Source organism: Arthrobacter sp. LAR12-1-1.1 (genome assembly GCF_040676555.1).
In the GTDB taxonomy this organism is placed as follows: domain Bacteria; phylum Actinomycetota; class Actinomycetes; order Actinomycetales; family Micrococcaceae; genus Arthrobacter.
Map to the genome: position 1 here is coordinate 37959 of NZ_JBEGIG010000078.1, position 14612 is coordinate 52570.

Sequence of the window (14612 nt, forward strand, 5' to 3'; positions counted from 1 at the left end):
CAACTGCGCCGGCGAAACCATGGCGAAACGACGCGGGCAGACGGTACGGGCACAAGAGAGGCCGCCGGCCACACCCAAAACAGGTGTGGCCGGCGGCCTGAAAATCTTTGGCTGGCACAGCAGTGCCGGAAGGATCCCCCCGGGGAGAACTGCCGGAAGGAAGCGTCGACTAACCTATGCGACGGGAATCTACCTCGTCGTCGTCGTCTTCCACATCGTCCGCGTACTTATCCACATACGCTGAATAATCCGGTTCGACCGGGTCATCCGCGAAGTGGCTCGTGGCACGACTTCCCGGGCCCGTGAGCTCGCGCTGAAGGGCCGAATAGTCAGTGTTCGGGGAGTAGTACTTGATGTCCCGAGCCTGCTTGGTAGCTTTTGCCTTTTGACGGCCGCGCCCCATGGCGTGACCCCCTTTTGTACTTGGACCGGAGGTGGTCACCTTTGGCGATCGGTGAGGCCCCGGAATGTTTGGTCAATTTGTCGTACACCTAGATTACATGCTTTCGGCGTCAACTGCTCGCCGGCGTGCGCCTTGTGGACAGTGTGGCGCGTCCCGGAACGGCGGCCGCGCCCACCGGCACATGCGCCGTGCCGCGCATCTTCGATAGAGTTTCGTGATGTGCGCCCAGAAAAGGGCCGCGACGCCGGACTTCCAGCTCCGGCAAAGACGCACGGAAGTGGTGAATTTCTCAGTGACTGAAGAGAATCCAAGATACGACGCCGGGTCCATCCCGCCGCCGCCTTCGAGGCCGCCGACGTCCACCCTGCCCGTCATTACCGCCGACCCCGCACGGGCCACGAATCGCTCGGCGGCACCTGCTGCGGCGAAGCCCACGGGCCTCACCTACGCCGGCATCGTGAGCGTGCTCTCCCGGCGAGCGCGTCCCCTGGCGCGCCGGATCCGCCTGCAAGGGCCCATGCGGCTCGGCGTGGCCGCGGCCGTACTCGTCGCGCTTGGGATTTTGGTCTGGTGGGCGGTGGCCGCATTTGCAGGCAACGGCCAGCCCTCCCCGGAAAGCGGCAGCCCGGCCCCGGCAGCTTCGTCGGCGTCGGCCCCGGCCCCGGCCCCGGCCCCGGCCAGCCGCGGTGCCTTGCCGCTGGAAGGCGTCAGCCCCATGGATTTCCAGTTGCGGGATTGCTTCAAGGACTTCGATCCGGATGCGCAACAGTCCACCGTCGTGGACTGCGCCACAGGTCACTCGGCGCAGCTGGTCGCCGTGGAGAAGTACGGGGCAGATGAGTCCTACCCCGGCCGGGAACAGCTCAAGCAGAAAGCGCGCAATGCCTGCAAGGAAGCACCGCTGACGGACAAGGCGGGAGATTACGACCTGAGCTACAAGCTGGCCTACCCGAGCTCGCGCAGCTGGGACAAGGGCGACCGCCGGGTCGACTGCTACGCCGTGACGGACACCGGAAACGTCATCATGGAGTCCCTGCTGCCCTAACCTTGCCCGGCTTTACTGCACTGGATTAGCGCATGGCCGTAGCCCGCCGGCATGGCGCACGGCTTTAGACCAGTTAGCCCGCCGGCAGCCGGGACGGGCCCGGCTGCCGGCGGCACTTAGCGCGCTCTAGCCGCCGGCGCCTATTCCTTGCGCCGGACCGAGAGCCCGGTGCCGGTGGCCGCGCCGCCGTCGGGCAGACCACTGCCCTCCAGCCCGCCCATGGTGAGTTCCATCAGGTCCGGCGCGGTGTCCACCAGGACGGTGTCGCCGTCGGTGATTTCGCCGGCCAGGATGGCCTTTGCCAGCCGGTCGCCGATCTCGCGCTGCACCAAGCGGCGCAGCGGCCGGGCGCCGTACGCGGGATCGAAGCCGGACACGGCCAGCCAGGCGCGGGCGCCCTCGGTCACTTCGAGGTTCAGCCGGCGGCCCTTGAGCCGCTCGCCGAGCTCCTTGACCTGCAGTTCCACGATCTGGGACAGTTCCTCCACGGTCAGGGGATCGAACAGCACCACCTCATCGAGCCGGTTCAGGAATTCCGGTTTGAAGGAGGCGTTCACCATGGCCATGACGGCGTTCTTCTTGGCCGCGGCGTCGAGGCCGGGGTCCACCAGGAACTGGCTGCCCAGGTTCGAGGTGAGCACCAGGATCACGTTGCGGAAGTCGACGGTGCGGCCCTGACCGTCGGTGAGCCGTCCATCGTCGAGCACCTGAAGGAGGATGTCGAAGACCTCCGGGTGCGCCTTTTCCACCTCATCCAGCAGCAGGACCGAGTACGGGCGCCGCCGCACGGCCTCGGTGAGCTGGCCGCCCTCCTCGTAGCCGACGTACCCGGGGGGCGCCCCGACGAGCCGGGCCACGGAGTGCTTCTCCGAATATTCGGACATGTCGATCCGCACCATTGCGCGCTCGTCGTCGAAGAGGAAGTCCGCGAGGGACTTGGCGAGCTCGGTCTTGCCGACGCCGGTGGGGCCGAGGAACAGGAACGAGCCGGTGGGCCGGTTGGGGTCGCTGATCCCGGCGCGGGCGCGGCGTACGGCGTCGGAGACCGCGGCGACGGCCTTCTGCTGGCCGATCAGCCGCTCACCCAGGACGTGCTCCATGTTCAGCAGCTTCTGGCTCTCGCCCTGCAGCATGCGCCCCGCGGGGATGCCGGTCCAGGCCGAAATAACCTCCGCGATGTCATCGGCGGTGACCTCATCGGCCACCATCTGCCTCGATTTATCGGGCACGGCCGCCTCGGCCTCGGCGGCGGCGTTCAGTTCCCGCTCCAGGGACGGGATCTCGCCGTAGAGGATTCTGGACGCCGTCTCCAGGTCCCCCTCGCGCTGGGCTTTGTCGGCGGCGGAGCGGAACTCGTCGAGCTTGGCCCGCAGGTCGCCCACCCGGTTCAGGCCCGCTTTCTCGGCCTCCCAGCGGGCGTTCAGGCCCGCGAGCTCCTCCTTCTTGTCCGCCATGTCCGCGCGCAGGGCCGCAAGGCGTTCCACCGAGGCGGGGTCGGTCTCGCCGGCAAGGGCCAGTTCCTCCATGGTCAGGCGGTCCACCTGTCGGCGCAGCTGGTCGATCTCCTCCGGGGCGGAATCGATTTCCATGCGCAGCCGGGACGCGGCCTCGTCCACGAGGTCGATGGCCTTATCCGGCAGCTGCCGGCCGGAGATGTACCGGTTGGAGAGGGTCGCGGCCGCCACGAGGGCGGAGTCGGAGATGGACACCTTGTGGTGGGCCTCGTAGCGTTCCTTGAGGCCACGCAGAATGCCGATGGTGTCCTCAACGCTGGGCTCGCCCACGTAGACCTGCTGGAACCGGCGCTCCAGGGCGGGGTCCTTTTCGATGTTCTCGCGGTACTCGTCCAGCGTGGTCGCCCCGATCAGCCGCAGCTCGCCGCGGGCCAGCATGGGTTTGAGCATGTTGCCGGCGTCCATGGAGCTGTCCCCCGTGGCTCCGGCGCCCACCACCGTGTGGAGTTCGTCGATGAACGTGACGATCTGCCCCTCGGAGCCCTTGATTTCCTCCAGGACAGCCTTGAGCCGCTCCTCGAATTCGCCGCGGTACTTCGCCCCGGCCACCATCGAGGCGAGGTCCAGCGCGATCAGGGTCTTGCCGCGCAGGCTTTCGGGCACGTCGCCTTCCACGATCCGCTGGGCGAGGCCCTCGACGACGGCGGTCTTGCCGACGCCGGGCTCGCCGATAATAACGGGGTTGTTCTTGGTGCGGCGGCTCAGGACCTGGATGATGCGCCGGATCTCGGCATCGCGGCCAATCACCGGGTCCAGCTTGCCCGAGCGGGCCACCGCCGTGAGGTCCGTGCCGTACTTCTCCAGCGCCTGGAACGCGTTCTCCGGGTCCGCGTTGTCCACTTTGCGGTCGCCACGGACGCCCGGCAGGGCGGCCAGCAGCGCCTCATGGGAGGCGCCGGCCTCGCGCAGGAGCTTCCCGACGCCGTCGCTCCCGGCAGCAAGGCCCAGCAGCAAATGTTCGGTGGAGACGAAAGTGTCCCCGAGGCGCTCGGCCTCGTTCTGGGCATTCTTGATCGTCTGCAGCCCGGCCCGGGACAACTGCGCCTGCTGCACGCTGCTCCCGGACGACGACGGAAGCGCCTTGATGGCGGTGCTCGCCTGGACGCTGACGGCGTCCGGATCTGCGCCGGTGGCCCGGAGCAGTGCGACGGCGACGCCCTCCCGCTGGTCCATGAGCGCTTTGAGCAGGTGGGCGGGCTCGAGCTGCGGATTACCCGCGGTCGAGGCGTTCATGGCGGCGGCAGCGAGAGCCTCCTGGCTCTTGGTGGTGAATTTGGCGTCCAAAGAGGGCTCCTTCCGGAATGGTCCTGTGTCAAAGTTGAGTCTACATCGCTCAACTTTGCCATGAGGGACGCTGGCTCCATGTTTGCCGAGAGCGAAACGCCTGTCTAGGGGCCGAATGCCCGCGGGCCGGGGCGGTCCGCGGGCATCCCTCCTCGGCCCGCTCCGGCCCGGAAGGCCCCGGCCCGGAAGGGACATGCCCTCCTGTCGGCCCAAGGACTGGACATAGTCCCAATATGTCCACAGCCCGGGTCCAGGGCTGGGCATGTCCCCTCGACCTGGTCTCGAACGATGGGCATGTCCCCTCGACCTGGTCGCGAACGATGGGCGTGTCCCCTCGACCTGGGCGCGACCACTGGACATGCCCTCTGCTGGCACACACAGCAGGACATGCCCCCCGCCGCCAGAAGCGACCGCCGGACATGCCCTCCGTTGGCACGCACCGGTGGGCATACTCCCCATATGCCCACTCTTAGGCCCGACGACTGGACATGTCCCACGCTGCTGGATGTGGCCACGGGACATGCCCTCTGCTGGCACGCACAGCTGGACATGTCCCCAGTTAGATCTGGCGGAGTTCAGAGGGGCGAGGCTCAGCCCGGCGGAGTTCAGCGAGGCTCGGCTCGGCCTGGCGCGGCTCAGCGGGGCGCAGCCTGGCCGCCGTGACAAGGCCAGGTCGGAACGGGCGGTCCGGTGGCTGGGTCCCCCAAGGAGCCGGCCACCGAACCAAACACCCCCACCCCCAAAGCTTGTCACATGTTTGACAGGATTGTCACACGCCGCTCCCGGCCGTACCCAAGCTCATCGGTATTGTGGAATCCATGAATGAGACGGCGGCACCGCAGAATCCCGATCAGCGGAGTGTATTCCTCGACAAAGCGCACCCTGCTGCCTGGCGCGCACTCAACGGGCTGGGCTTGAAAGTCAAGGAAGCCGCCGGGGAAGCCGGGCTGGACGGGACGCTGATCGAGTTGCTCAATGTCCGCATTTCGCAGATCAACGGCTGCGCCTACTGCCTTGACATGCACGTGGGCGATGCCATCAAGAACGGTGAGTCGGCCCAGCGCCTGGCCGTGCTCTCCGCATGGCGCGACACCACTCTTTTCTCCGAAAAGGAACGCGCAGCCCTGACGCTGGCCGAGGCCATCACCACCATCTCTGACGCCCAAACCCGCGACCACGAAGGCGCACAGGCCCGACGGCACCTGACGGCCGAAGAGTTTTCCGCCGTCAGTTGGCTGGCGATCACGATGAACGCGTTCAACCGCGTCTCGATTGTCAGCCAGCACCCGGTCAGCGCCGCCCGCGACTGACCCGCCCGCGACTGACCGGCTCCGCGCCGCCGTTCCGAACCCGCCAGCAGGCTGACCCGCCCGCGGCTAACCGCCAGGACACCCCTCCAGGACGCCCGGTCGGCGCGCATCCGAGCGTCCGAGATGCCATAGTCATCAACGAGGTGCGGCTGGCCAAACAACTGGCGGTAGCCACAGCTGGCGCACGGTCGTAAGCTCGGAAAGTGGGGCGGAGCCGCGGTCACCGAGGGAGCACTGCCATGAGGTGGGTCAGGCCGGGTCACCCGGAATACGACGAAACACGACGACTCTTCAACGCCATGATCGACCGCCATCCGGCCGTCATTGCCCCATGTGCCGACGCGGAAGGGGTGGCCGACGCGTTGGCGTATGCGCGGACGCACGGCCTCGATGTCGCCGTCCGCGCCGGCGGCCATTCCGTGGCCGGCGTGTCGATGAACGACGGCGGCCTTGTGATCGATGTTCGTCCGATGAAATCCGCCCGGGTGGACCCGGAGGCCCGCACTGCCACGGTGGGTGCAGGGCTCACCTGCGGCGAGTTTGACCGCGCCACTCAGGAATACGGCCTAGCACTCACCGGCGGGCGGGTCTCCACGACAGGTCTCGCCGGTTTCACGCTTGGGGGCGGGTCAGGCTGGCTCGAGCGTGCCTTCGGCTTCGCGTGCGACGACCTCGTCTCCGTGGATCTGGTCACGGCCGCCGGTGAGCAGGTGACGGCCAGCGCCCGGGAGAATCCCGAGCTGTTCTGGGCCTTGCACGGAGGCGGTGGGAACTTCGGCGTCGCCACGTCGTTCACCTTCGGCCTGCACCAGCTCGGGCCAAAAGTACATGCCGGAGTGCTGATGTGGCCGGGGGACGCGGCGCCGGAACTCAGCCGCGGGTACCGGGACCTGGCCGTCGCGGCCCCCAACGAAGAGTCCGCCACCCTCATCTACGGGATTGCGCCGGCGGAACCCTTCGTGCCCCCGAACATGGTGGGCAAGATGGCGGTGTATGTCGTGTATGTCTTCGCCGGGGACGCCGAGGAAGGCAAAGAACATGCCAAGGCCTACCGGGAGCTTGGCCCTGTTGTGGACCTGGTGGAGGATACTGGCTACGCAGATTTCCAGTGCTCCCTCGACGACCCGCCGGGCAAGTACAACTACTGGAGCGCTGACTATCACGACGAACTCTCCGACGACGCCTTGGATGTCATCATCGAATCGGCGCGGAACCTCCCCGGGCCAAGTTCCCAGCAACTGATAGCCCATTGGGGCGGCGCGGTGAGCGGGCCTGCAGCATCGGCGACGCCGCTCCTGAACCGGAGTGCCAGCTGGGTGAGCCACCCGTTCGGCCTTGGCGACACCCCGCAGGGCGGGCAGGAAGCGAAGGCATGGGTCAAACGCTTCCGGCGGGACATATCCCCCTACGCCACCGGAGGCGTCTGGCTGAACTTCATCGGCGAAGAAGGACAAGCCCGGATCCGCGCGGCCTACGGCGACGAAAACTACAACCGGCTGGCAGAAGTAAAACGCGAGTTTGACCCCGGGAACGTTTTCCGCGGCAACCAGAACATTCGCCCCGCCGTCGCGGTGTGACCCAGGCCGCCGCGGCGTAAACCAGTCCGTCGCGGTGCGACCCCCGCCGTCGCGGTGTGACCCCGGCCCGCGCCCGTCCGACGCCGGCCGGGGCACGTCCCCGCCCGCGCCGGCGCCGAGTTCGTGCCCGCGGACGGGGCTAGAATGCCCCCATGGCCGTCTACGTCGATCCGCCCCTCTGGCCTGCCCACGGAACCCACTTTTCCCACCTCGTTTCGGACACCTCGCTCGAGGAGCTGCACACGTTCGCCGCGGCCGCCGGCATCTCCGGGCGCGCGTTCGACGGCGACCACTACGACGTCGCCGAGGACCGGTACAAGGCCCTGGTCTCAGCCGGTGCCATTCCAGTGGAGGGCCGGGTCCTGGTCCGCAAACTGATCGACAGCGGGCTGCGGATCCCGGCCCGCCGGCGCGGCAAGGCCCTCCGGGTCCCGCTCCTGAACCGCTGGAATCAGGCGCTGCCGGGCCACGACGCCCTCTTCCTGGACCTGCTGGACCGCTGGGGCGAGGAGCACCGGAAGTACCACGGCCGCACCCATCTGCTGGCGGTGCTGGAGGCCTTGGACCTGCTGTGCGATCCGGCCGATCCGCCCCGGACCGTGGTGCTGGCCGCCTGGTTCCACGACGCCGTCTACCGCGGCGTGGCGGGACAGGACGAGGAAGAATCGGCGCGGCTGGCCGAAGACCGGCTCCGGCATGCCGGTCTCCCGGCCGCCGAGGTGGACGAAGTGGTGCGCCTGGTGCTGATGACGGCAGACCACCGTCCGGAGCCCGGGGACGACGGCGGCGCCTTGCTCAGCGACGCCGATCTCTCCGTCCTCGGCGGGGAACCGGAGGCCTACGCCCGCTACCTCGCCGCCGTCCGGGAAGACTTCGCGCATATCGGCGACGCCGACTTCGCCGCCGGCCGCGCCGCCGTCGTCCGCCGGTTGCTGCAGCTTGATCCGCTCTTCCATACTGACCGCGCCCGCGGTCTGTGGCTGGAGCCAGCCCGCCGTAACCTGCAGGGCGAGCTCGCCTGACGGTGTCACCGGCGGGCCACCGGCAGGCACCCGGCAGCCCAGCCGCAGCCGGTGAGGCTCAGGCGGCAACGCTGAGGTGATTCGCCAGCCGGTCGAACGACTCGCGCCACCCTTCGCCGTGGCGGTCGCGGCTGGCCGCGGAGTCAAACGGACCCTGGGTAAATGTCATCTGAGTGCCGCCGTCGATCTCCTCCAACCGGATGGTCACCTCGGTCTCGAAGCCGCGGGTGCCGTCCGGCCTGTCCCAGGCATGGGTGAACACGAACAGGTGCGGCGGCTCAACATCCGTATGCACCCCGCTCCACCAGAATTGCTGCCCGGTACTGTCCTGGATCATGCAGGCGCGGTACAGGCCGCCGACTTCGAGGTCCGCGTCGACGCTCTCACGCGGGACATGGAAGCCGCGCGGACCCCACCACTGCGGAGCCTGGTCCGGGTCCGTCAACGCGGACCACACGCCCCGGATCGGGGCCCTGAACTCGCGGACAATGACAAGCATGAGGTCCGTGTCCCCGGACGCCGGTTCGCTCATGGTCTTCTCCCTCGGATTGCTTGGACTGACAGGGGAAGTGCCCCTCGGCCCCCTGGCTGCGCTGCCGCCCTAGCGTCGGCTGGGGCTGTAGGCGACCACATAGCGCGAATTGCTCGGAACGATCTGTTTGCCGAGCGGCATCAGCGAGACAGGGATGAGCTTGAGGTTCGCGATCGCCAGCGGGATGCCGACAATCGTGATGGCCATGGCGAAGGCCGTGACGACGTGCGCGATCGCGATCCAGATGCCTGCCACCAACAGCCAGATGACGTTTCCCAGCAGGGCAAACACGCCGTTTCCGCCCGGCTTGTCCACCACCATGCGGCCGAAGGGCCACAGGGCATAGGACGCGATGCGGAACGAGGCGACCCCCCACGGAATGGTGACCACCAGCACGCAGCAGACGACGCCCGCCAGGAAATATCCAAGGGCCAGCCACAAGCCGCCAAAGAACAGCCAGATGATGTTCAGGAGTGTCTTCATGGATTCATTCTCGCCCGTAGGAGTGACATTCGGATTAATGGTTCACCCGGAAAAATCCCTGACTTTCGCGCCCGGCCCGTGTCCGGCACCTGGCAACCGGCTTCCATGTCCCGGCTCCTGGTTGCGCCCGGCCTCTTCGGCGCTTACGTCTCGGCCTGCTTGACCATGGCGGCCTCAACGTTGATCTTGACCTTGTCGCTGACCAGCAGCCCGCCCGCTTCGAGGGCGGCATTCCAGGTCAGGCCGAATTCCTTCCGGCTGATGTCCGCCTCAGCACTGAATCCGGCCCGGGTGGCGCCGAAGGGGTCCACCGCCACGCCGGTGTACTCGACTTCGAGTTCCACGAGCTTGGTAACACCGCGGATAGTGAGCTCGCCGGTCAGCACGTAGTCATCCCCGTCGCCCCGGATCCCTGTGGCCCGAAACGTCATGTCGGGGTACGTCTCGACATCGAAGAAGTCGGGGCCGCGGACGTGGCCATCACGGTTGGCGTCCCCCGAATCGAAACTGGCGGTCTTGACTGTGGCGTGCAGGCTGGCGTCCGCCAGCGACTCGCGCACCCGCGCCTCGGCGGAGGCCTCGTTGAACCGGCCGCGGACCTTGCTGATGCCCGCATGGCGGACGCTGAAGCCGATTTCGCTGTGGGACATGTCCAGCGTCCACACACCGGGGGTCAAACCTTCGGGCAGAGTCACAACGGTCTCCTTCGAGCGGTGGCGGGGTCTGTCCCGCCGGGGGTGATGGGAGGGGTTTCCCCACTTTGCATGCTAACGAGGAAGCCCGCCCCGGGCTAGGTCCGACCGGCCTTAGATGCGGGACACGCGACTCGCGACACGCCAGCGGGCACGCTGCCTTGGGACTTCCGGATTTCCGACGGCGGATTCCGCTTTCCGGGACCGACGCGTTCTCTGGCCTTCGCTCCGCGGCCGGGTTACTCTGGCCTATAAATGCCGGGCAATCACCAAATTTCGCAGAACTATTCGCACAGTCCTGATCAACCAAGTGATGTGAGGAATCGTGGCCGGGTCCCTGGGGAAACGTGGCAAGGCGGGCATCGGCGCTTGCTTGCTGAGCCTGGGCCTGCTGCTTTCGGCCTGCCTGCCCGGCCCGCCGGAACCCGCACCGCGCCCGAGCCCGGGCACGCCGTCGTCCGCACCGCCGTCGTCCGCACCGCCGTCGTCCGCACCGCCGTCGTCCGCACCGCCGCCGTCGTCGCCTGCCGCGCCACCAGCTGGCGAGCCCGTGCACTTCACCGCCCAGGGGGACATCGGCGTGGGCGCGGGCGCTAAAAAGGTGCTCGACGTCGTTGCCGGCCTCAATCCCCACCTGAACCTCGCCCTCGGTGACTTCACCTACAAAGCCGGGCTCGAACAGCAGTTCTGCGACATGGTCACTGACCGCCTCGGCAACGAATTCCCCTACCAGCTGGTGACCGGCAACCACGAGAGTGACGGCCATGACGGCGACATCGAGAAATTTGTCCAGTGCCTGCCCAACAAGCTGCCCGGCCTGCAGGGCGAATACGGCACCCAGTGGCGCGTCGATGTCCCCGAGCAGAATCCCGTTGTCCGCTTCATTCTTGTCTCCCCCGGCATCGAGTTCCGGGGCGGGGAGCCGCTGGACTACTCAAGGGGCAGCGAGCGCTGGCGCTGGACCGCGAACGCCATCGACGAGGCCAAATCGCAGAACATCCCCTGGACCGTGGTGGGCATGCATACCCCGTGCCTGAGCGTCGGCAACTATGACTGCCAGGCGGGGCAGGACTTCACCAACATGCTGATCGAAAAGGACGTGGATTTGGTCCTGTCCGGCCACGACCACGTCTATCAGCGGACGCATCAGCTGGCCACGGGCGGAAGCTGCGCGGAACTCGTTCCCGCCAGCTTCACCTCCGGATGCCTGGCCGATACCGATGGCACTATGGTCCAGGGCTCGGGGACCGTGTTCGCCACCGTTGGCGTTGGCGGCGTGGGACTCTACAACGTCAGATCCGATGACCCGGAAATGCGCTATTTCGCCAGCACATCCGGCAAGAACCGGGAACCGGCCTTTGGGACCCTGGACGTCAAGGCCACCGTGGATCAACTTGCCGCCCGGTTCGTTCCTGCGGACGGCTACACCTTCTCGGATTCTTTCACGCTCCGGCGCAAGTGATCCGCCACAAGCATTCGGCCACCGGTAATCTGCCGTGTAATCCGCCGGGGACTGAGTCTCAAGCCGGCACCCAGACGCTGATCCAGTCGAGCGAGACATGGCCTTGGGTTGCCGGGGCCGGGCAGCCGGTCAGGCAGGACTCGGTCTGCAGGATAAGGTGCATGGGCGATGTCGGCGCCTTGGTGCTGACGCCCAGGGAACGCCCGTCGAGGAAGAACTCGACCCGCCCGGGACTCCATTCCATCGTGGCTATATGCCACGATGTCACGGACTGGTCCGAATCGAATTTCTCGAAGGCGTCCGCGCCGTTCCGGTCATAGTGGACAGCGCCGTAAATGATTGCGGCCAGGTCCCCTTCGGGGAAGTCCACTTCGCCGTCCCGGGGCCAGACGCCGCTGTCCGGCCACAGCAGCCATGCCGTCTTGAATCCGGGCAGTGCATCAGCCCGGTAGCGGACCGAGTACCGGCCGTGGAGGAGACTGTTGGCGCGCGGCGGGTTGGAGCTGGCGTTGGGGATTTTGGGCGTCGGCGCCGCCCCCATCGAGATCCCGTTCTCCGAGTGCAGGTACCAGTCCAGCGAGCCATTGCGGACACTAAGCACCTTGGACGGGTAGTAGCCGGACTTTCCACCGCTGCGTTGTCCGGCAGTATCCGGCGTCCCGTCCTTGTACCCGGCGCTCCACCGTGCGTTGTAGAGCGGGCCGGGGAAGCGGCCCAGCGGGACGTCGCCGGCGGAGAAATCCTCGACAAAGACCTGCTTCCAGCCGGGCAGGTCACCTGTCATTGTCACATCCGTGGTCGGGACCGGAAGCTGTGCCGGGCCGGGTGCGGATTGGGGCGCGGGCGGACTTCCCGGCGACGGGGCGGGCCCAGTCACGGCACCACTTTCCGGAGCTCCCGTCGGCGCCCCCGGCGTGACGCCTGTGCCCGTGGAGCCAGTGTCCGTGGCGCCTGTGTCCGTGGCGCCTGACGGTCCGGCCGGCGACGCCGAAATCGACGTGAAGAGCGGCCGCTCGCTCCGTGGAGCACCATCCGCGACGCAGGCCGCCAGGGCCAGGACTGGGCCCAGGACCATGGCGGGAACCGCCATGAACCGGGAGGTGAGGAGACGCCGGCGGCTTGCCGGTACGCGCCCCCTTATAACGCGCGTCCGCATCCGCCCAGTGTCGCATGGAGGTAACCGTCCATCAACAGATTTCCTACATTTTTAGTTGAATTATCAAGTTAATCCAAGGTTAATGCAAGGTGCCGTGAGCAGACTTTAACCCTGGGGTATATCACTAAGTTGTCCACAACTGTTCAGCGTCAGCGATGGGTCTATTTTCCGGTTGGAGGAGTCGGAAAAGCGCTGCAGTTGAGACGAGCAGAATACGTTATTGAGTGGTGAGGCCAGTGTCCATCCCGAATCTCAAGCCAAACGTGCGCCCCCAAACGACGCCCCCGCCGGCAAATCCCTCAGTCAGTGTGGTGATCCCCACCTTGAACGAGGCAATGAACCTGCCGTGGGTGCTGCGGCGCATGCCCTCCTACGTAGATGAGGTGGTAATTGTTGATGGCCGTTCCTTGGACGGCACAGTCGATGTGGCCCGGGCCTTGCGCCTGGACGTCGTGGTGGTGGCAGAACCCCGCCCCGGGAAAGGAAACGCCGTGCGGGCCGGATTTGCCGCGGCCTCCGGCGACATCATCGTCATGCTGGACGGTGACGGCAGCATGGACCCCCAGGAGATCGGTTGGCTGGTGAGTCCGCTCCAGCATGAATACGACTTCGTCAAAGGCTCCCGCTATGTGACTGGCGGCGGCTCGGACGATCTCACGTGGCTGCGCAGCGGGGGAAACAAGATGCTCACCGGGCTCGCCAATGCCGTTCTCCACAGCGACTACTCAGACCTTTGCTACGGCTACATCGCCCTGCGCCGCGAATGCGTGGACATTCTGGAGCTGGAGTCGGACGGGTTCGAGATCGAAACTGAACTGATTGTGCGGGCCTCAAGGGCCGGCCTCCGCATCGCCGAGGTTCCCAGTCATGAACTGTCCCGCATCTCGGGCCAGTCGAATCTTCACACGTTCCGGGACGGCTGGCGGGTCCTGCGCACCCTTGCCCGCGAGCGCGTGAGTTGGGAGGCCCCGACCGCCGGAGCCCGTCCCGAAGCCCTGCGTCGAGTCAAGTACAAGTACCCCAGCGAAATGTTCCCGCACGTTCCCACCGATCCCAGCAGCGTTCTGGGCGTACGGGCAGGCGAATAGGATGTCCGAAGACTCCAGCTTCCCGGCAGTATCCGTGGTCATCTGCTCCTACTCGGAGGACCGGTGGGACAGGCTGATGGGCGCCTTGGACTCGGTCCGCACCCAAACTGTCCCGCCCAAGCAGACGATCGTCGTCGTCGACTACAACGTCGACTTGTACAAGCGCCTCATCTTCACCGTCCCGGACGCCGTAATTGTCGAGAACACCGGGCCCAAGGGCCTCTCCGGCGCCCGCAACACCGGAGCGGGCATCGCCAAGGCGGAGATCGTGGCCTTCCTCGATGACGACGCCGAAGCCGAGCCGGATTGGCTCGAGCGGCTCGCGGCCCTGTACGACGATCCCGATGTTCTGGCTGTTGGCGGCCGGGTAGAGCCGCTTTGGGAAGCCGGGCGCCCGGGCCACTTCGCCAAGGAGCTCGACTGGATTGTCGGCTGCACGTACCGGGGGATGCCCAAAGTCGCCGCCGAGGTCCGCAATGTCATTGGCGCGAACATGTCCTTCCGCGCCGAGGTCCTGGACCGGGTCGGCGGTTTCAACACAGCCCTTGGACGCCAGGACGCCGTCCCGCTGGGCTGCGAAGAGACCGAACTGTGCATCCGCGCGGTGATCGGAGCTCCCGGATCCCGGGTGGTTTATGAGCCCGCGGCCCTGGTGCACCATCACGTTCCGGTCGAACGCGGCACCCTGCGCTACATCCTTGCGCGCTCCTGGGGCGAAGGGATTTCCAAGGCGCAGGTCAGCAGGGTGGTCGGCCACAAACGGGCGCTCGGCCCCGAACGGCGCTATGTCCGGCAGGTCCTGCCACGTGCAGTGTTTGCCGGAATCCGCGGCTGGCTCAGCGGCGGGGACCGCGCCGGTCTCGCCCGGGCGGCAACCATCCTCGCCGTTCTCGCGGCCACCGCGACCGGCTATGTACGCGGCCGCCGCCTGCCCGCCGCGCCCTCGCCGCTGAAAGCTGCCGCGGTGTCGACGGAAGAGCCTTGGAGGGAAGTCCAGTGAACCGCGCAATTTACGTGCCCGTCCCCGTACACCGCCCCGTGCAG

13 protein-coding genes are annotated in these 14612 nt (G+C 67.0%); 7 read left to right on the top strand and 6 right to left on the bottom strand.

Features of this window, described 5'->3' with window-relative positions; all coding sequences use genetic code 11:
• Window positions 1–169: 169 nt before the first annotated feature.
• Entirely contained in the window at window positions 170–403 is a 234-nt protein-coding gene (locus MRBLAR12_RS22290; protein ID WP_018774150.1) for a DUF3073 domain-containing protein, read from the bottom strand.
• A 292-nt stretch (window positions 404–695) separates the two neighbouring features.
• Between MRBLAR12_RS22290 and MRBLAR12_RS22295 the strand changes: the two genes are divergently transcribed.
• Window positions 696–1448, top strand: a complete 753-nt coding sequence (locus tag MRBLAR12_RS22295) for a septum formation family protein (RefSeq protein ID WP_364748525.1) — start codon at window positions 696–698, stop codon at window positions 1446–1448.
• Between the two features lie 140 nt (window positions 1449–1588).
• Here MRBLAR12_RS22295 and clpB read toward each other — a convergent pair whose 3' ends face one another.
• Window positions 1589–4246, bottom strand: coding sequence for an ATP-dependent chaperone ClpB (clpB, locus tag MRBLAR12_RS22300; protein ID WP_229994103.1), 2658 nt, complete (start codon window positions 4244–4246; stop codon window positions 1589–1591).
• An 818-nt stretch (window positions 4247–5064) separates the two neighbouring features.
• Here clpB and MRBLAR12_RS22305 point away from each other — a divergent pair.
• From MRBLAR12_RS22305 to MRBLAR12_RS22315, 3 genes are all read left to right on the top strand, one after another.
• The gene (locus MRBLAR12_RS22305) at window positions 5065–5556 is read left to right on the top strand and encodes a carboxymuconolactone decarboxylase family protein (protein WP_364748528.1); all 492 of its coding nucleotides are present in this window, start codon (window positions 5065–5067) and stop codon (window positions 5554–5556) included.
• 239 nt (window positions 5557–5795) lie between these two features.
• Window positions 5796–7133: an FAD-binding oxidoreductase gene (locus MRBLAR12_RS22310; RefSeq protein WP_364748530.1), complete on the top strand. Its 1338-nt coding sequence runs from the start codon at window positions 5796–5798 to the stop codon at window positions 7131–7133.
• Between the two features lie 152 nt (window positions 7134–7285).
• Entirely contained in the window at window positions 7286–8155 is an 870-nt protein-coding gene (locus tag MRBLAR12_RS22315) for a DUF4031 domain-containing protein (protein ID WP_364748533.1), read from the top strand.
• Between the two features lie 58 nt (window positions 8156–8213).
• On the opposite strand, the gene MRBLAR12_RS22320 is transcribed toward MRBLAR12_RS22315, so the two are convergent.
• From MRBLAR12_RS22320 to MRBLAR12_RS22330, 3 genes are all read right to left on the bottom strand, one after another.
• Window positions 8214–8687 carry an SRPBCC family protein gene (locus tag MRBLAR12_RS22320; protein ID WP_364748535.1) on the bottom strand — a complete coding sequence of 158 codons (474 nt, stop codon included), beginning with the start codon at window positions 8685–8687 and terminating at the stop codon, window positions 8214–8216.
• Window positions 8688–8756: 69 nt separating this feature from the next.
• Window positions 8757–9170 (bottom strand): YccF domain-containing protein, encoded by a 414-nt coding sequence (locus MRBLAR12_RS22325; RefSeq protein ID WP_229994098.1) that lies wholly within the window; start codon window positions 9168–9170, stop codon window positions 8757–8759.
• A 143-nt stretch (window positions 9171–9313) separates the two neighbouring features.
• The gene (locus MRBLAR12_RS22330; protein ID WP_229994097.1) at window positions 9314–9865 is read right to left on the bottom strand and encodes a YceI family protein; all 552 of its coding nucleotides are present in this window, start codon (window positions 9863–9865) and stop codon (window positions 9314–9316) included.
• A 322-nt stretch (window positions 9866–10187) separates the two neighbouring features.
• Here MRBLAR12_RS22330 and MRBLAR12_RS22335 point away from each other — a divergent pair, with 322 nt between their 5' ends.
• Complete coding sequence (locus MRBLAR12_RS22335) at window positions 10188–11324, top strand: metallophosphoesterase (RefSeq protein ID WP_364748538.1); 1137 nt, start codon at window positions 10188–10190, stop codon at window positions 11322–11324.
• Between the two features lie 58 nt (window positions 11325–11382).
• Here the strand turns inward: MRBLAR12_RS22335 and MRBLAR12_RS22340 are convergent, their stop codons facing one another.
• Entirely contained in the window at window positions 11383–12108 is a 726-nt protein-coding gene (locus MRBLAR12_RS22340; RefSeq protein WP_364748541.1) for a glycoside hydrolase family 16 protein, read from the bottom strand.
• 608 nt (window positions 12109–12716) lie between these two features.
• Between MRBLAR12_RS22340 and MRBLAR12_RS22345 the strand changes: the two genes are divergently transcribed.
• Window positions 12717–13568: a glycosyltransferase family 2 protein gene (locus MRBLAR12_RS22345; protein WP_364748543.1), complete on the top strand. Its 852-nt coding sequence runs from the start codon at window positions 12717–12719 to the stop codon at window positions 13566–13568.
• 1 nt (window position 13569) lies between these two features.
• Window positions 13570–14568 carry a glycosyltransferase family 2 protein gene (locus tag MRBLAR12_RS22350; protein WP_364748544.1) on the top strand — a complete coding sequence of 333 codons (999 nt, stop codon included), beginning with the start codon at window positions 13570–13572 and terminating at the stop codon, window positions 14566–14568.
• The last annotated feature ends 44 nt before the right edge of the window (window positions 14569–14612 follow it).